The sequence below is a fragment of the Buchananella hordeovulneris genome (genome assembly GCF_001907235.1).
GTDB lineage: Bacteria > Actinomycetota > Actinomycetes > Actinomycetales > Actinomycetaceae > Buchananella > Buchananella hordeovulneris.
Window position 1 is genome coordinate 1 of record NZ_MQVS01000001.1, and the last position, 17,386, is coordinate 17,386.

Sequence of the window (17,386 nt, forward strand, 5' to 3'; positions counted from 1 at the left end):
ATCGCCACCGCATCAACCTTAAAATCAGCAGAATACCGCTTACGCGGCCTTCCCCTCAAAAACCAGACATCAAAAATCCTCCTCAATCAACCACCTGTCCACAAACCAGCATGCACCTCACTCCTTGCCGATCACAAGGCCTTCCCCGACACGGCGACGGCCTACAGGAGCGTGTTCCACTGGGCCAACCGCTACAACACCCGCAGACGCCACAGCGCGATCGGCAACGTCCCTCCAAACACCTACGAGAACACCATCACCACTAAACTAACAACCACCACATGAAACACACACCGTGTCCACACAACAGGGGTAAGACCCGGACTATGAGGAGGGTGGGTCGTGATGAATGAGGCCAGGACTGCTACGACGCCCGGAGTTGGGCCAGACTTCCTGCGGCTCATGTACAGCCAACTGGCGTCCCGGCTGGGGTGGACGATGCTGGCATTCGTCCTGCCCTTGCAAGTTCTCGATCAGTCTGGCTCGGTGGCGTTGGCGGGCCTCGTGGGCACCGCGACCCTGGCGGCGGGCTTGGTGACGGCGCTGCCCAGCGGGGTGCTGGTAGATAGCCTGCCGCGCGTGCGTTTGCTCCGGCTGTCCTACTTCGGGATGGCAGGTGCGGCGGTGGCGACGTTGCTGCTCGTCAACCGGTGGCAACTAGTGCTGCCAGGAATTGCCTGCGCGCTCCTCGGGAGCATCGCCAACAACATGTCCGGGCCGGTCACGGTGGCAGTTATCAGGGAGACGGTGCCACGGGAAGAGCTCGGGAAAGCGTTTTCCATTGAACAGGGACGCAGTCGACTCGTCTCCCTCCTGGGGGCACCCATCGGCGGGGCCCTCTACGGCTGGTGGCCCGCGCTGCCATTCTTAACTTGTGTCGCGCTTCAGTTAATTGGCTTGGCGTTGGCGTGGCGTATGCGCGTTAGGCCAAATAGTGGTGGTCGCACCGCCCTCCGGCCCGGCCACTGGGCAGACGGTGTGAAGTTCCTGCTTCAGCAGCGGAGATTGCTGTTCATCGGGGTGCTCGGAGCGTTGGCAAACTTCTCTCTCTACGGGGTGCTTTACGCCCTGACGTTCGGTTATCGACAGCAGGGGACCTCGGCCGCAGCTATCTCGCTCATCGAGGTTGCGGCGGGGGTAACCGGCATGCTGGCGGCATTCGGCAGCGTCCGGCTCCTGGAACGCCTCCCAGTGGGGCGAATAGCGTTCCTGAGCGCCAGCCTCATAGCAGGCGGCCTGTGCCTGGCCGCCTTCGTTCCGTGGCTGGGGGCAGCAGTGATTGGTTTTGCCCTTTGCGGTGCGGGCCTCACCCCCTGGAACGCGGCACTCTTCGGATTCCTGGCCGCCAGCACGCCCCAGGAGCTGCAAGGCCGGGTGCAAACGGCCATCGGCATGTTGGCTGGCCTGCTGACCCCGCTGACGCCGCTGTTGGCTTCGGCACTGCTGACCGCATCCGGGATCGGTCTGGCAGCTGGCACGTTCGCGATTCTCGCGCTCGCGGCCGCCGCCAGCCAGCTCCTGCCACTTGTGCGGCGCATCGGTTTCTTGCGCGACTATCAGAGCTAGCCGCCCGCGCCCGGCCCTGAACCGGGGTCGTCGGCCGCCTCCCCCAGGCCCACCTGGCGCGCGTAGTCCGCGAAGCCCTCGGGCTTGGGTAGGTGCCGCAGCGAGCCCTCCAGGAAGAGGAAAACGGTGGCCGCAGCGCAGAGGGCGCCCATCGTCAGCACGGTCGGGCGGTAGCCGTAACTCTCCAGCGCCCAGCCCGCCGCGGCGGTGACGAGGGCCATCTGGCCGGTGCCGACGATGCCGAGGGCGGCGACAAACCGGCCGGTCATGTGCCCGGGCACCGCCGCCATCATGAAGCCCATGAACGTGCCGTTGGCGGCGGGAGTCAGCAGCAGCACCGGCAGCAGCAGGGCCGCCCGGCCCCACAGCCCAGCCGTAAACGCGAACGCGAACAGGAAGGCGACGATCAGCCCCAGCTGGACAAACAGCAGGAAACCGCCGGTAAAGCGGCGCAGCAGCGGCTGAGCGAGGAGCGCCCCGGCCAGGGTGCCCGCCGCCATGGCCGTGCTCAACAGGGCGATGGCGGTCTGGGAATGACCGCGCCCCGCCAGGTCGAGCATCGCCACCAGGGCCGCCGCAGACAGCAGGGCGAAGATCGGCGCCGCCACCAGGGTCGCCACGCGCAGGAAGCGGTTGCGCGCCACGAACGCCAAGCCGCCGAACATGTCCCGCACGCCCGCCTGGGGCGCGGCGGCCTCCCGGTAGCGCGGCAGCCGCCACGCGCTCAAGAACGTCACCACGCTCAGCACCGCCCCGGCCGCAAACGGGGCGGAGGTGCCCACCCGCAGCAGCACCCCGCCCAGCGGCGGCCCGGCGGTCTGCACGGTGGCGTCCCGCCCCTCGTTGATTGCCATGGCCCGAGGCAGGCACTCCTTGCCGACGACGCTCGGCAGCAGCACGTCCGTCGTCGTCCCGCCCAGGCCCGCCCGCGCCCCCAGCAGGACACACAGGACGACGATCCCCCACCAGTTCAACAGGTCCGCCCACACCAGGAACCCGGCGGTGCCCAGCAGGCCGACGCCAGTGGCGGCGTGCCACAGCAGGATCGTGCGCCGGTCGAACCGGTCCTGCAGCACCCCGCCCGGCAGCAGCATGAGCGTGGCGAACACCATGCGGATGCTGTCGGTGAGCGCGCCGCGCGCCTCCGAGCCCGTGAGCGCGAAAGCCACCAGGGGCAGCGCGAAGCCCAGGATTGTGCCGTTCAGGGTGGAGGCGGTGTCAGCGGCGAACCACCAGCGGTACTGCCGCTCCCGCCACAGGGACTGGGCGGGACTGTGTGGCAGGGTGGGCGCGGGGCTGGCCATGTTGTCCCTCCGTCGGTGGTGGGTGGGAACGCGGGATGACTCGTTCTCATCGTAGGGCCGCCAGCGGTTGCCGACGCCCTGGGCGGCAGCCGCGTTGCCCGGCGAGGGAGCCCCATGTCCCGCTCGGTGAGGTGTCCGTTGCCCCTGGCCACCAAGCGGATGTCGCTGCCGCCCCGGTGCCCCGCCCCGCGTCGGGTGCAGGCATAGACGCGGCCCGCACCGGACGCCTAGGCTTAGCGCGACACGACACGATGGGAGTGCCTGATGGCAAAGTTCTCGCTCATTGTTGGCTTGGCGGCGGGTTACGTGCTGGGTGCGCGCGCTGGACGGGCCCAGTACGAGCGCATTCGCGCCACCGCGAACAAGGTCATGGAGACCCCGGCCGTGAAGCGGGCGGTCGACTCGGCCTCCGCCAAAGCCCGGGAGGTCACGCGCAGCGTCGGCAGCGACGTCACCGACAAGGTGGCGGGCCTGGTGAAGGCCAAGATGTTCAGCGAACCGCAGCCGCCCGCGTCCCGGCCGCCGCTGTCCTAGGGCCGCACCCGGCACGTGACGCACGGGGAGACTCATCCCGAGCAGCCCGGGCCCGCCGTGGCGGGCCCGGCTTGGTGTACCCCGGAAAACTGCCCCCACACCCCCGGCCAGATTCGCCGGTGGCGCCGCCGCCTGGCCGAAGAGCGCGGTGAAAGCTCGGCCTACCGGGCTGTGGCGCAGCAACGCGGTGGGGAAGAAGGCGAAATCCTCCGCGCCCTGGCGGAGGCCGAGCGGCGCCACGAACAGCACTGGCTGAACCTGCTGGGGCGCCACGCCGAACCTCCGCCGCGCCGCCACTTCCTCACCCGGCCGATGGCGTGGCTGGCTCGCCTCTTCGGGCCCGTGTTCGTGCTCGCGCTGCTGCAACGAGCAGAGCAACGCAGCGAATACGACATCGACCGGGACGCCACCGACCAGATGGCGGCCGACGAGCGCGTCCACGGGGAAGTCGTCCGCTCGCTCGCCACCCGGGGGCGGGCCCAGATGTCCGGCACCTTCCGGGCCGCCATCTTCGGGGCCAACGACGGCCTAGTGTCCAACCTGGCGCTCGTCATCGGCATCGGCGCTACCGGGGTCGGGGCCGCCACCATCCTGGCCACCGGCCTGGCGGGCCTGCTGGCCGGTGCCCTGTCGATGGCCGCGGGCGAGTACGTCTCGGTGCGTTCCCAACGCGAACTGTTGGAAGCCTCCCGCCCCGACCCGGAGGTCAACGACATCCTTCCCCTTCTCGACGTCAACGAAAACGAGCTCGCCCTCGTCTACCGGGCCCGCGGGGAAGACCCCGACTTCGCGGAGGCCCACGCCGCCGCGACCCTGGCCGCCATCCGGCAAGGCATCGACGCCACCACGGGCAGCTTTGATGTGCTGCGCACCTACGAGGAGGTCGGCGACGGCAAGAAGGCCGCGGCGTCGTCGTTCGCGTTCTTCGCCAGCGGCGCCCTCATCCCGGTGCTGCCCTACCTGTTCGGTCTCAGCGGACTGGTGGCGGTGGTCGTCGCCGCGCTGCTGGTGGGGCTGTCGCTGCTGGGCACCGGGGCGGTCGTCGGGCTGCTGTCCGGCGCCTCGCCGCTCAAGCGCGCCCTGCGCCAGCTGGCCATCGGCTACGGGGCGGCCGCCATCACCTACGGGGTCGGGCTCGCGTTCGGGACGCAGGTGAGCTGATGCTCGACTCGCTCAACGCCTCCCTGCCGGACCTCTTCCGCTTCATCGACCTCACCGGCGTGCTGCTCAACGGCACCCTCGGTGGCAAGCTCGCGCGCCAGAAGGGCTTCGACGCCGTCGGCTTTGCCATCCTGGCGATCATGACCTCAATGGCGGGCGGCATGGTGCGCGATACCCTGCTGCAGGCCGGGCCGCCTTTCGCCCTGACCGACCCGTACTACATCGGCATGGCCCTCGTGGGGGCGACCGTGGCCATGCTCTTCCGCCTCGACTCCAAGTGGGCGGCCCGCATGCTGGTGGTGGCTGACGGGGTGGTGCTCGGCTGCTGGTCCGCCACCGGTGCGATCAAGACCCTGCAACTGGGCTTCGGGGTGTTTCCCGCCGTCATGCTCGGGGTCATGACCGCCATCGGCGGCGGCATGATCCGCGACGTCATGTCCGGGTCCGTGCCCAACGTATTCGGTGGCAACAACCTCTACGCCGTTCCCGCGATCACGGCCTCCGCAGTGATGGTGGCGTTCTTCCGCTGGGACCTGCCGATGCTCGGTATGCTCGTGTCCACCATTGTCGGCGCCGTCTTTACCTCCGTGGCACATTGGCGGCGTTGGCAGCTGCCCCGCCACTCCGGTTACGCCCTGCCCGAGCACTTTGAGTCGTTGCGCCAACGCGCCCGTGTGCGGGCCTTGGCGCGTTCGCGCGGCGAGAGTGCCGCTGCGGTCGCGGCCAGCACCAACAGCCCGGCCAGCCCCGAGCGGGAACGTGCCCGCCAGGCGCGCCTGCCGTGGTGGCTGCGCAGCGGCCGCCCCGGTTCGTAAGGGGCGGGGCGCGCCGTCAAATTGTGGGGCTGCCCGCGGCGGGCGGGGCCGTTCCGTGCGGGGGAGCGCCCAAGAGCGCAGTCGAGACCAACGCGATTCCGAGGCGGGGCCGTTCCGTGCGGGGAAGCGCCTTAGTTGTCCACCAGGGCGCCTCATCCGGTGTATATGGCGCCAGGTGTGCGTGGGTTGCCAACTGGGGCGCGGCAGGTCCGGCAGGAACCGGGGCGCTGAGGCACGCCTGGCCTCAGCAAGGGCCGCCTTGCTATCGCGGGCAGGGACTTGCGTCCTAGCGTGGCCTTATGACTGCCGCCATCGTCTACGCCGCCGAGGTGCCCCCGCAGGAGCGGGCCGCCACCTCGGGTCGTTCCCAGCTGTCCACGCGCCTGAACTGGCTGCGGGCGGCCGTGCTGGGCGCCAATGACGGCATTGTCTCCGTGGCTGGACTCGTCATCGGCGTGGCGGCGGTCGACCCGACGCAGACTCGCCTCATTCTTCTCGCCGGGGTGGCGGGACTGCTGGCCGGGGCGTTCTCCATGGCCGCGGGGGAGTACGTCTCGGTGTCCTCCCAGCGGGATAGTGAGGAGGCCATCGTCACCGCCGAACGCGCCAAACTCGCCGCCGATCCGGACGGCGAGCTCGCCGAGTTGGCCGCCATGTACCGGGCGCGCGGCGTCAGCCCCGCCACCGCCCGGCAGGTCGCCGCGGAGCTGACGGCCCACGATGCCCTGGCCGCTCACCTGGCGCTCGAAACCGGTATCGACCAGGACGCCCTGGTCAATCCGTGGCATGCCGCCCTCTCCTCCGCCGTCTCGTTCACCCTCGGAGCGCTACTACCGCTGGCGGCGATCCTGCTTGCTCCCGCTACCGCCGTGCGGGTGCCGGTCACCTTCGCCAGCGTGCTGGTTGCCTTGGCGCTGACCGGCTGGGTGTCGGCCCACCTGGGGGAGGCGCGCAAGGGCCGGGCGGTGGCGCGCCTCGTGTTTGGTGGGGTGCTGGCGATGGTGGCCACTTGGGTGGTCGGACACCTACTCGGCGTCAACCTCTAGGCCGCCCCGCCCTACCGCAGCCGCGCCTCGAAGGTGGCCTTAGCGGCGTCGAAGACCCCGAGCTCGACCTGCACGAAACAGGTGCGGCTCGGCTGCTCGGCCAGCACCCGGATGCCGATGATCTGGGCCTCGTTGCAGGTGGAGAGCTGGACGGCGTCTAGGCCCTCCCCGCCGGTGAGGTCCAGCAGCGGTCTGGTCTCGGAGCCATCCAAGGTGGCGGGGGTGAACAGCTCGGTCAGTGCCTGGCTTTGGTCCTTGGCGCGCCAGCGGGCCTTGACTTGGTATGGTACCGGCACCCCGGCCTGGCCGGTCAGGCTCACCGACTCGGCGCTGACCTCGATCGCTTCGACCCGCTGCAGTGCGAAGACCGGGCCGGTGACCTGCTCGAGTCCCGTGTCGGTGGCCTGCATGAGTGCGGCTAGCCACTGGCTGTAGTCGGCGGGCGCGGCCGCCTCCTGGCCGTCTGGGCCCGGTACGGCCATGTCCATCTTCACCGTCAAATCGACGGTGTGCGGTTTATTGCGCTCTAGCAGCGGCAGGGTCACCTTGTAGCCGCACTCAATGCGCAGCCCGTCGCTCGACGCTTTGATCGGGGTCAGCTCGCTGCCGCCACTGACCTGCGGGCAGGCCCCGGGCTCTAGCGCCGGGATGACGAGCAGCGTCTCACCGGACAGTTTGGTTCCGGGTGCCGCGCTGTAGGTCACCGCTAGTTGCGTCAGTCCTGCCTGCTTGTCCCACTGGGCTCGCAGGTCGGTTCGCAGCCCCGACGGCAGCACCTCGCCGGTGAGCTGGGCGGGGGCAGTCGTCACCTCGACCTCCGGCTTGGCCGCCGGCCCGGCGGAGCCGAGGCTACCGGTAAGCCACAGCACCACGAACGTCACCGCGAGCACCGTCGCCAGCGCCCCGGCCACGAGCAGCCACCGCCTGCGGCGACTCTTCGGCGCTTCCTCGGTTTCCTCCAATTTGATCTGGTGTTTGCCGAAGCCGCCGAGCTGGGTGCGGTTGCCGTCGTCGACCGGGGTGGACAGCCTCAGCGAGGCCGGGACCGAGACCTCCCGCGGGGTACGGTGCGAGTTCAGGGACGTGGCGTCCGGGTCGGCGTCGGCCAGGGCAGGCACCTCGGTGGGCGGCGGCAGGGGCGGGGCGACCGGTTGGGTGGCGGCGAAAAAGTTGACCACCTGCTCCTTGCTCGGCAGCGGCACCTCCGGCTCCTCCCACTGCTCGGGCACCGGCTGGACCGGCAACGGCGGGGTCGTGAAGGCGCTGACGGGTAGCGAGTTTAAGGCCGCCAGCGTCTCGTGGGCGGGCAGGCGGTGGGCCGGGTTCTTCGCCAACATGCCGGAGATGACCCGCCATAGGGCCGGGTCTATGGGCAGCGGCGGTGGGGCGTGCTGCACGTGGTGCAGGTGCACGGCGTGCGGGTTGCCGGGCTCGGCGAACGGGGTGCGACCCGCGATGAGCGCATAGAAGAGGATCCCGGCGGAGTAGATGTCCGACGCCGGGCCCGACTTGCCATAGGCGATAAGTTCGGGCGCCATGTAGTTGGGGGTACCGATGGCCTCCGTGCGGTTGCCGGTGTCCTCCCGCACGATGGCGGCGATCCCGAAGTCGGCCAGCCGCACGTCCTTGCCCTGCCAGCCGTGGGCGGTGGTGAGTAGTACGTTGTCGGCTTTGACGTCGCGGTGCACCACCCCGGCCGCGTGCGCCGCCCCCAAGGCTGAGAGCACGCCCCGGATGATGGTCACGGTGTCGGCCACCGCCAGCGGCCCGTGCATGCCGAGCAGCTGGTTCAGGCTCGGGCCTTGCACCAGATCCATGACGATAGCCAGGGTCGTTCCCTCCACCACGAGGTCGTGCACCTTGACGATCAGCGGGTGGGTTAGGGAGCGCAGCAGGTTGCGTTCCTGCACGAACCGGGCCACGACTTCGGGGTTGTTGCTGTGCTCCGGCCACAGCAGTTTGGCGGCCACGTCGACTCCGCGCGTGAGGTCGTGAGCCAGCCACACCTCCCCAGAGGCGCCCTGCCCGATGCGGCGGGTGAGTACGTAGCGGCTACCGAGGGCGCGCGGCCCGTCCTCTGTGGTCATTAATCAGCGAACCAGAACAGTGCCAGGGGTGGCTCGCCGTCGGCGGTCAGCGGTCGCATGCCCGGGTCGGAGGTCGAGGCGTAGAGGGAGGTCAGTTGCCCGTCGGCCAGCGCGTTGCCGCGCCGCAGGTCTAGCTCGGGGCCGACGAGGCCATCGACGGGCCCCAGTTTCAGGGTTGCCAGGGCGGTCTTGACGGCCTGCGGGTCGCTGGAGCCCGCCTTTTCCACGGCGCGCGCCAGCACGACGACGCCGTCATGGCTCGTGGCGTCGGCCCACAGGGAGGTTTGGGCGCAGGTGTCGTCGCTGTAGAGGTTTTGGCAGGTCTCGTCCCCGGCGGCCAGACGCAGGGACGTGAAGAAGGCCGCCGCCGACTCCCCAGCCACGCTCGGGCGCAGCGCCACGGCGTCGCCCGCGTCGGGGCCGATGGCGACTAGGCGGCCCGACGTCGCCCCCGAGCTGACGACCAGGTCGCCGAACAGGGGCGTGGTGGCCTCGGGGGAGAGCAGCAGTGGCAGCTGGGATGCCCCCAGCTGGGCTTGGATGGCGGCCACGAGTTCGGCTTGTTGCCGGGCCGGGGCGGCGATGGCTACGGCGTCAACCTCTCGCTTGTCCACCGCATTCTTGATCTGGTGGGCGATGGCCTGTACGTCTCCCAGTTCGGCGCGGTGGGCACCGTCGATGTTAAGGAGGTAACCCGGTGCCGTGACCACGAACGGGCGGGAGGCTTTAAGCTCCCGCAGGGTGGCCTCCATCTGGCTGCTGACCATGCCCGCGGTCGGCGCTAACGTCCAGGCGTGGGGGCTTTCTTGCGGTGAGTACAGCAGGAGAGCGGCGGTGTCAGCTCGATAGGCGGTCTGTAACGCGTCGGCCAGATAGTCGCCACGCCCGGTGACCAGCACCCCACTCACCCGGGCCTGCACGAGGCGCTCCATGGCGGCCTTCGCCCCGGCGGCGGTGCCGTCGTCGAGCTCCACCACCAGCTCAATGGGGCTGCCGCCCAGGTTCAGGCGGTAGGTGGCGATGCGGGCCCCCTCTGCCAGGGGCCGGAACTCAGAGCCGTCGCCCTGCACGGGGCCGACCAGCACCCCGATCTTCACGGCTTGCGCGGCGGGCGGCGTGTAGCTCAGCTGCGGCGCCAGCGGCGTGTGGGCCGTGGGGGTGGCCGTGGGGGTCGGTTCGGCCGAGGAGCAGGCAGACAGCGCCAGGCTGACAGCTAGGGCGCCGCCTATCAGCAGGCACCAACGCGTGACGGTCATTTACTCCCCTTAAGGGTGTAGGTGAAAACGGTGAGCACTCTACCCTTGCCGGTGCGGCCGCGGTCGGCGAACGGTTGGTAGGCGTCGGTGGCCTCCGCGGTCTTGGAGAACACGGCCGACTGCATGTCGATGCTCAGCAGCTGGGCGGTGCGGGAACTGCCGTACTGGCGCACCCGCGAGTCGACGTTCTGCAGCACGTTGCCGGTCTCGCCAACCTGAGTGGTCACGCCGTACAGCTTGCCCAGCACCCCCAGGCGGGACTCGTTGCGTGGCTGGCCGAGGTTGGCCAGCAGCCGCTCGAAGTCGCCGCGTAGCTGGTCGGCTACCGCCTGCGACTGGGCCGAGGCCGAGTCGAGGGCAGACGACAGGGTCTCCAGCACCCCGTTGGTGGACGCCTCCAGCTGTTCCAGGGTGCTCTGCAGGTCGGCGCGCGACTTCTCGCGGGCGCTTTGCAGCGTCGTTTGTGTTTCTGCCAGGCTGGCGGAGCGCTGGGTGGCGACCGTCTCGTCGAGCTGGGTGCCGAGCGCGTCAAGGTGGCCGTTGAGGCGGTTGACGGCTTCGGTGGCGTGCCCCTGGGCGGCCGAGATGTCGCCGGGCACCGCGGTCTCCAGGCCCTCCAGCCGGGAGTTCAGGTCGGTGAGGGACTGGGAGAGTTCGGCACCGTTGCACTTCAGGGAGTCGCTGAGGTAGGCCAGCTTGGTAGCGATGCTCTCGCCGTCGGGCAGTGGCTTACGGGCGCACTGGCCCTCATCCGGGTCGGGCGCGGGCAGCTCGACGGGGCCGTCCCACAGGCGCTCGAGGGCGGCCTTGAGTTCCTTGCCGGACGTGGAGAGCTTGCCCTGCGAGCCGTCCAGCTGTTTTTGCAGCTCGGCGAGCTTGCCGGTGGCCGTGCCGTTCTGCTCCTGGTAGAGCTTGCGCAGGCCGCCGCTGAGCTCGCCGGTGGTAGCCACCAGCTCGTCGGCCTTGGCAGGCAGCGAGTCGCGCAGTTCCTTGAGCTTGTCGATGCTGGTCTGCACCTGCCCGGCCAGCTCGGTGAGCGCCGTGTCGGATGTGGAATAGCCCTCCACCAGCTGCCGGGTGGCGGCCGCGACCCCGGAGAGCGAGCAGTCGGCGGTCTCCAGCCGGGTGAGGGCGGCGGCGATGTCGGTGGCGGTCGACTCGGCGGTCAGGGACTGTCCCCAGGTGGCGTCGCAGGTTTGGCCCCCGGCTACCGCCGTGTCGACCAGGTTGCCCAAGGCATCGCGGTAGCCGGAGTCGGCGAACCAAGCGCCGACGCTGGGGGTAGACTGCCCGGCCGCGGCGGCCTTCTCGAGCTGGGCCAGCAGGCCGGTGTCCGGCGCGAACAGGCTGTCCGTCAGCTGCTTCTTCAGCGCGGTGGCCTGGCCTTGCAACTTGGTGGCGTCCTCATCCAGGGACTTGACGGTCTCGATGATGTCGTTCACTTGGGCGCGGGCCTGGCTGATCCACCCGGGATCAGGGGCGGAGGTGTCGTCAGCCAGTTGCTTGAACTCGTTGATCTTGGCGGCCAACACCTCCAGGTGCCTGTTCAGGCCCTCGTCCCCGGTGACCAGGTCGTTGATCTGTGGGGCGGACAGGGCGCTGTAGCGGCCCTCGGCCTGGCCGGACAGGGCGTGCAGCTGTTGCAGGTTGTCCTCCATGCCGGTGGACAGCTGGTGGAGGCGGCAGGAGACTGACGCCTCCTCCGGCTTGGTTTCTAGGCAGGCTTTGGCCTTGCTTGGGTCGGTGTAGTCGATGGAGGAACCGATGGTGTTGGCGAGCTCGGAGACGAACTTGGTGCGGCAATTGGGCGATTCGTTGTCTTTTCCGAACAGGGCCGTGACCGCCCCCAGCTGGGCGTCGACCAGGTAGATGGAGGACATGATCGTGCGCGGCTCGCCCGCGGCCAGCTGCGGCAGGGCGATGGAGCAGCCCTCGATCTGCTGGCCGGTGAACTGAGGCTTGCCGCCGCCCAAAAGCGAATCGATGGACGAGACGTAGTTGGTGAGGTTGCTTTCGGCCCCCGTGCGGGTGGAGCTGATCGCGGAGCTGGTCTGGGTACCGATGGAGGTCAGCGAGGAGCGAGTCGATTCCAAGTGTCGAATGATCGATTCGGAGCTGGACTTTAGCTCGGTGAAGGTTTGGGCGCCGAGGGTCGAAATGTCGTCCTGCAAAGCCAAATAGGTTTCATCAACGAATTGCAAAGCCTCATTGACTTCCTTTGAGATTTGCAGGACGTGGGAAATGGTCTTCTGCTCCTGGCGCGCCGCTGCCCCGTCGGTCCCGAATGCGCGCTCAACCAGGCGGGTCATCGACGGATCGGTGGTAATGCCCGGCTCGACCGCGAGATTAAACTCCGGCACCGCGAATTTCTCCGACTCCACCACCAGCGTGAAAGTCGAGGTGGGTGCCAAAACCGGGGGCGCAATCAAACTGGCCCACTGCACGGTCGCCGCCTGGGTGTCGTGGCTAACCACCACCCCGTCGGTCACCCGCCCCTCCTGCGCATCGGCCGCGGAGACCACCCGGCCATTCGGCACGATCGCGTTGGCGACCACGGTCAGCGGCACGCCCACCAGCGACTTTTGGTGGAAACGCGCCCCGTTGGAATCGAACGCGATCTCGGTGGGCGTGGAGGTGACGTCCTGCACCACCAGCTGCATAACGAAACGGCCCGACTTGCCCTGCAGCTCGGACAAGTCCGTGCCCGACTTCCCGTCGTGCCACCACAAGGTTTGTACCCGGATCGGCAGTTTCTCCACGGCTTGTGCCGGGGCCACCTCCTGCTCGGGGCTGGCCGACGACGACGTCGAACCGGAGACCGACACCGACTTCACGGAGGAATCTGCCCCCAACTCGACCGCGACGTGCTGGAGCGACCTGGTTTCCAGCGCCACCAACGGCGAGGCCGATGAGAGAGTCAGGGCCACTGCGGCAGCGCCCACGCTCACCACCGGCCAGCGATAACGACCGGGGCCGACGAGAAACATCTTCCGCGGCACGATTAACCCTCCGTTCACACCAGGTACGGTGACTTGGTCTCTTCCCTGCACCCTAACCCACCGAGCGTAGGGGCGTTCAAGAGGACGTTCAACCCAGCATTTACACTGGGCCCACCGGGTGTGTTGCACGACGAGGGAGTGGCACTATGCGTATCAAACTCGATCTGGTATCGGCGGATGGGATTCGCCCCATCCTCATCACCGCAGAGGCCACAGCCACGATTGCCGACTTGGCTGCCACGATTCGCAGCGGCGAGACCCGGTTTCCTTTTGGGCCAGAGGCCGGCCTGACACTGCAACTGGTGGGGGACTCCGGAGAAGAGCTGTCGATTTTTCCACCTCGGCTGTTGGTTATGGAATCCGGCTTATGCTCCGGCCAGCGGGTGCGGGTAGCCCCTGCCAGTCCGGCCGAACACCAGATCCACACCGGCAATCCCGCGCCGGCTCGCCTACGTGTCATCAAGGGGAGTCAGGAGGGCAGGGTCATTCCCCTACGCTCCGGCCCCAACGTGATCGGACGAAGTGCTGAGTGCGACATCGTCTTCGACGACAAGCAGGTCTCGCGGCGCCATGCCCGCATTATTGTCGGCGAGCACGTCGAAGTGGTCGACATGAGTTCGGCCAACGGGGTGATTCTGGGGGGTGAGCGAGTGGAACACGCGGTGCTGGGACCACGCGACACCGTCGGGGTGGGCGACACCACGTTCATCGTCGAACGCGACCCCACGGCTCAAACCAGTCCCGTGACGGATACTGACTTTAACCGCTCACCCCTGGTCCGAGTGCGGTACGAGGGCCGCAAGTTCGAGGCGCCTGAGCCGCCTAAGACGGGCAGCAAACGTAAGTTCCCCCTCGTGGCGATGGCCGCGCCCCTGCTGATGGGCTCCGTCATGTTCCTGCTGCTGCGAAACCCCATGACACTCATCTTCCTAGCCCTCAGCCCCATCATCGCGATCGGCACGTGGATCGACTCACGGGTGACGGCCGCCCGTGGGGAGAAAAGCGAACGGGAACGCTTCCGGACGGATGTCGCCAAACTGGGTGATGAACTTGCTGCGGCCCTGGATGAGGAGCACGCGGGTCGGCGGAACGAAGTGCTGCCGCTCGGCAGCGTCATCGAGGCCGGGTTCAGCCTGAACCAAGAGTTGTGGTACCGCCGTCCGGACGACGACGACTACCTGCTACTCCATCTCGGCTATGGGCAAGACAAATCCCGCCACACGTTCACCCTGCCCGCGCGCGGACAGGCCTCGGCCGAGGTGTGGGAGGAGCTGTGTGCGTTGCAGAAACAGGCCGAATACGTCCTGGATGTCCCGATCACGGCGACACTCCGCGAATGCGGCAATCTGGGGCTGGCAGGCGTGGTGGACTGGCGCACCGCCGTTGCACGCAGCTTGGTGGCCCAATTGGCTTGCCTGCACTCGCCTGCCGAACTGGTCATCGCGGCGATCGCCTCGGTTGATAGTGCCCGCCACTGGCAATACCTCATGTGGTTGCCGCACGTCGGCTCTCCCCACTCCACACTGCCAGGCCCGCACCTGGCCAGTGCCCAGGGCGCTGTCTCCAGCCTGGTGTCGCTGTTGGAGGAACTGGTGGCGGCCCGCTCCCAAGGCTCGCATGCTGACCGGGTGGTGCTGCCCACCGTTGTACTGCTGGTGGAAGATGACGCCCCCGTGGAACGAGGTCGCCTGGTGGCGCTCGCGGAGAAAGGACCGGAAGTCGGGGTGCATCTGGTGTGGCTGGCCGATCGGCACGAGCGCCTACCGGCCGCCTGCCACACCTACCTGGTGCAGGATTCCACGGGCCAGTTCACGGTCGGATATGTCAAGGAGCGCCGCACTGTGCCTTTGACCAAGGTCGAGCCGCTCAGCGAAGAGCCGGCCGTGAACTTGGCACGTGCCTTGTCACCGCTGCAGGACGCGGGGGCGCCGGTGCTGGACCAATCAGGCATTCCGCGGGCCGTGTCGTTCCTGACGCTGGCGGGCCTGGAAGTGGCCAGCGACCCGAATGTCACGGTGGAGCGCTGGCAGGAAAGCAGCCTGCTTGGCTCCCAGGCGGGCAAACGGCAGGCCGCCACACTGCGGGCCTTGGTTGGCCAGGGGCCGCAGGGCGATTTCACGCTCGACCTGCGCAGCCAGGGTCCGCATGCCTTGGTGGGTGGCACGTCGGGGGCCGGTAAATCGGAGTTTTTGCAGTCATGGATCTTGGGGATGGCCACGGCGCACAGCCCGCAGCGGGTGACGTTCTTATTCGTTGATTACAAGGGCGGCTCGGCCTTCGCCGACTGTGTTGATCTGCCGCACAGCGTCGGGCTGGTCACTGACCTGTCCCCGCACCTGGTGCGCCGGGCCTTGACATCGCTGCGGGCTGAGCTGCGATACCGGGAGCATCTGTTGAACCGGAAGAATGCCAAGGATCTGTTGGCATTGGAAAGGACAGGCGACCCGGAGTGCCCCCCGTCCTTGGTGATTGTCGTCGACGAGTTCGCAGCCCTCGTGCAGGAGGTGCCGGACTTTGTGGACGGCGTGGTCGACGTCGCCCAGCGCGGCCGCTCCCTCGGCCTGCACCTGATCCTGGCCACGCAACGCCCGGCCGGGGTAATTAAGGGCAACCTGCGGGCCAACACTGCCCTGCGGGTGGCGCTGCGCATGGCCGACGAGAGTGACTCCACGGACGTCATCGACGTGGCCGATGCCGCCACCTTCGACCCGCGGATCCCGGGGCGGGGCGCGGTGCGCACCGGGCCGGGCCGCATCTCCCTGTTCCAGACCGCCTACGCGGGCGGACACACCACCGAACAGGTGGCGGCCTCGCCTATTGAGATCGAGACCATGATGTTCGGGGCCGGGGTGGGCTGGGAGATCCCCCGTCCCGAGGTGGCCAGTCAGGGTGAAGACGACGGCCCTACCGATATCTCCCGGGTCGTGGCCAGCGTGCGTAAAGCTGCTCAGCTTCTCCAACTGCCCGTGCCGCGCAAACCGTGGTTGCCCGAGCTGGAGACCTGCCTGGATTTGGGGTCGTTGCTTGCCGAGGCTGGAGACACCACGCCCCGCGGCCGCATCTTGCTGGGGGTGGTGGACGACCCCGCCCAGCAGGCTCAGCACCCGGTGTTTTACGATCCGGACGATGTCGGTAATCTGGCGGTTTTCGGAACCTCTGGGGCGGGAAAGTCGGCGGTGTTGCGCACCATCGCCTGCGCGGCGGCGGCGCAGGTACGCTACTCCCGGACCGAGATCTACGCGATCGACTGCGGCTCGGCCGGGCTCGGCATGCTGACGGAGCTGCCCGTCGTCGGGGCGGTCATCGACGGGCAGGATCGAGAACGTGTCGAGCGGCTGCTTGGCCGGTTGACGGTGCTGCTGGACGAACGCACCGACCGCTACTCGGCGGCGCGGGCCGGTTCTATTACCGAATACCGACAATTGACGGGGCAGCAGGCCGAGCCGCGCATCCTGCTGCTCATTGACGGCTTCGCGGCGTTCCGCGACGAGTACGAGATGGCGTCGGGCACGGCCCAGAAGATATTCCCGCAGTTTGCGCGCCTGGTGGCTGAGGGACGGGCCGTCGGTCTGCACGTGGTGCTGTCCGCTGAGCGGCCAAACGCGATGACCAGCGCCATGGCGGCCAACGTGCAAAGCCGCCTGGTGTTGCGGCAGGCCGACGAAGGGGCCTACTACACGTTGGACGTGCCGCGCGACATCCTGCCGGGGGCGGCCCCGGGGCGCGGCGTGTTCGCGGGACAAGACAACGAGCTGCAGATCGCGGTGCCGGGCGGCGCCCCGAGTCCCGCCGAGCAGGCGAGCGCCATCGACGAGCTGGCGCGCCAGCTGCGGGAGGCACAGGTACCAAGCGCCCCCCAGGTGGAGCGCTTGGCGACACTGGTGCGGTTCGCCGAGTTGCCCACCGGTCTGCCGGAAGGGCCAGTGCTGGGGATCAACTCGGCCGATCTGGCACCGCTGGCCTTCATCGCGCAGGGCGGATTCATCATCGCTGGCATGCCTGGCTCGGGCCGCACTAGCGCCCTGAAAACCGTGACGCAGTCCCTGCACCGGTGGCAACCGGATATTCCCCGCTACTACTTCGGGCCGCGCCGCTCCGAGTTGCAACGCCTCGGCCTGTGGACCAAGCACGCCGGAGACATCACCGAAATGACCGAGCTGATAAACGAACTCAAGCCACTGGCCGCCGAAGGGGCGGTCGAAGATGGCAAACCGGGGTTGATCGTCGTCGTCGAGGCGTTGGGGGAGCTGGTGAGCACTCCGGCGGAAAACCCGATGCTGGACCTGATCAAAACCATGCGGCGCAACGGCCATTTCGTGGTGGCCGAGCAGGAGACCACGGCGTGGGGTTCGGGCTGGCCGCTCATTTCCGAATTGCGCAACGTGCGCCACGGCATCGTCATGCAGCCCAACCCGATGGACGGTGACGTTCTGTTCAAGACGGAATTGCCGCGCCTTAAGCGTGCCGACTATCCGCTTGGCCGCGGGGTGTATGTGCGCTCCGGCAAGCAGTGGACGGTGCAGCTGCCGCTGCCTGACTAAGTGCGAATGTTGGGCGGGGGCGGGGCGGGTGCCTGCCGCTGACCATCATGCCTTTAGGTCACCGTCATGCCTTTAGG

The 17,386-nt window shown here is 68.3% G+C and carries 11 protein-coding genes; 7 read left to right on the top strand and 4 right to left on the bottom strand.

Annotated elements, in window-relative coordinates; translation table 11 throughout:
• Positions 1-285: integrase core domain-containing protein (locus tag BSZ40_RS12140; RefSeq protein ID WP_245793703.1), on the top strand; the 285-nt coding region annotated here is incomplete at its 5' end.
• Positions 286-402: 117 nt separating this feature from the next.
• The gene (locus BSZ40_RS00010; protein WP_158020846.1) at positions 403-1,566 is read left to right on the top strand and encodes an MFS transporter; all 1,164 of its coding nucleotides are present in this window, start codon (positions 403-405) and stop codon (positions 1,564-1,566) included.
• Here BSZ40_RS00010 and BSZ40_RS00015 read toward each other — a convergent pair.
• A complete protein-coding gene (locus BSZ40_RS00015; protein ID WP_073822036.1) occupies positions 1,563-2,870 on the bottom strand; it encodes an MFS transporter in 1,308 nt (435 codons plus the stop codon). The two genes, BSZ40_RS00010 and BSZ40_RS00015, sit on opposite strands and share 4 nt — an antisense overlap.
• 264 nt (positions 2,871-3,134) lie before the next feature.
• On the opposite strand from BSZ40_RS00015, the gene BSZ40_RS00020 reads away from it, so the two are divergent.
• From BSZ40_RS00020 to BSZ40_RS00035, 4 genes are all read left to right on the top strand, one after another.
• A complete protein-coding gene (locus tag BSZ40_RS00020) occupies positions 3,135-3,404 on the top strand; it encodes a hypothetical protein (RefSeq protein ID WP_073822038.1) in 270 nt (89 codons plus the stop codon).
• Between the two features lie 15 nt (positions 3,405-3,419).
• Positions 3,420-4,565, top strand: a complete 1,146-nt coding sequence (locus BSZ40_RS00025; protein ID WP_245793715.1) for a VIT1/CCC1 transporter family protein — start codon at positions 3,420-3,422, stop codon at positions 4,563-4,565.
• The gene (locus BSZ40_RS00030; protein ID WP_084542490.1) at positions 4,565-5,380 is read left to right on the top strand and encodes a TRIC cation channel family protein; all 816 of its coding nucleotides are present in this window, start codon (positions 4,565-4,567) and stop codon (positions 5,378-5,380) included. The genes BSZ40_RS00025 and BSZ40_RS00030 overlap by 1 nt, the downstream gene beginning before the upstream one ends.
• Before the next feature lie 299 nt (positions 5,381-5,679).
• Positions 5,680-6,426: a VIT1/CCC1 transporter family protein gene (locus BSZ40_RS00035; RefSeq protein WP_084542491.1), complete on the top strand. Its 747-nt coding sequence runs from the start codon at positions 5,680-5,682 to the stop codon at positions 6,424-6,426.
• 11 nt (positions 6,427-6,437) lie between these two features.
• On the opposite strand, the gene BSZ40_RS00040 is transcribed toward BSZ40_RS00035, so the two are convergent.
• From BSZ40_RS00040 to BSZ40_RS00050, 3 genes are read right to left on the bottom strand one after another with little or no spacing between them, the layout of a single operon-like run.
• Positions 6,438-8,513 (bottom strand): serine/threonine-protein kinase, encoded by a 2,076-nt coding sequence (locus BSZ40_RS00040; RefSeq protein ID WP_073822042.1) that lies wholly within the window; start codon positions 8,511-8,513, stop codon positions 6,438-6,440.
• Positions 8,513-9,769 (bottom strand): ABC transporter substrate-binding protein, encoded by a 1,257-nt coding sequence (locus BSZ40_RS00045; RefSeq protein ID WP_073822043.1) that lies wholly within the window; start codon positions 9,767-9,769, stop codon positions 8,513-8,515. The genes BSZ40_RS00040 and BSZ40_RS00045 overlap by 1 nt, the downstream gene beginning before the upstream one ends.
• Complete coding sequence (locus BSZ40_RS00050) at positions 9,766-12,786, bottom strand: coiled-coil domain-containing protein (protein WP_143180823.1); 3,021 nt, start codon at positions 12,784-12,786, stop codon at positions 9,766-9,768. The genes BSZ40_RS00045 and BSZ40_RS00050 overlap by 4 nt, the downstream gene beginning before the upstream one ends.
• Before the next feature lie 128 nt (positions 12,787-12,914).
• Between BSZ40_RS00050 and BSZ40_RS00055 the strand changes: the two genes are divergently transcribed.
• Positions 12,915-17,309 carry a type VII secretion EssC family protein gene (locus BSZ40_RS00055; protein WP_073822046.1) on the top strand — a complete coding sequence of 1,465 codons (4,395 nt, stop codon included), beginning with the start codon at positions 12,915-12,917 and terminating at the stop codon, positions 17,307-17,309.
• Positions 17,310-17,386 lie beyond the last annotated feature (77 nt).

Bases quoted from the DNA above. Each gene is read 5' to 3' on its own strand.
- BSZ40_RS00035 (WP_084542491.1), top strand. From the start codon at position 5,680: ATGACTGCCGCCATCGTCTACGCCGCCGAGGTGCCCCCGCAGGAGCGG.
- BSZ40_RS00020 (WP_073822038.1), top strand. From the start codon at position 3,135: ATGGCAAAGTTCTCGCTCATTGTTGGCTTGGCGGCGGGTTACGTGCTG.
- BSZ40_RS00040 (WP_073822042.1), bottom strand. From the start codon at position 8,513: ATGACCACAGAGGACGGGCCGCGCGCCCTCGGTAGCCGCTACGTACTC.
- BSZ40_RS00045 (WP_073822043.1), bottom strand. From the start codon at position 9,769: ATGACCGTCACGCGTTGGTGCCTGCTGATAGGCGGCGCCCTAGCTGTC.
- BSZ40_RS00010 (WP_158020846.1), top strand. From the start codon at position 403: ATGTACAGCCAACTGGCGTCCCGGCTGGGGTGGACGATGCTGGCATTC.
- BSZ40_RS00055 (WP_073822046.1), top strand. From the start codon at position 12,915: ATGCGTATCAAACTCGATCTGGTATCGGCGGATGGGATTCGCCCCATC.
- BSZ40_RS00030 (WP_084542490.1), top strand. From the start codon at position 4,565: ATGCTCGACTCGCTCAACGCCTCCCTGCCGGACCTCTTCCGCTTCATC.
- BSZ40_RS00015 (WP_073822036.1), bottom strand. From the start codon at position 2,870: ATGGCCAGCCCCGCGCCCACCCTGCCACACAGTCCCGCCCAGTCCCTG.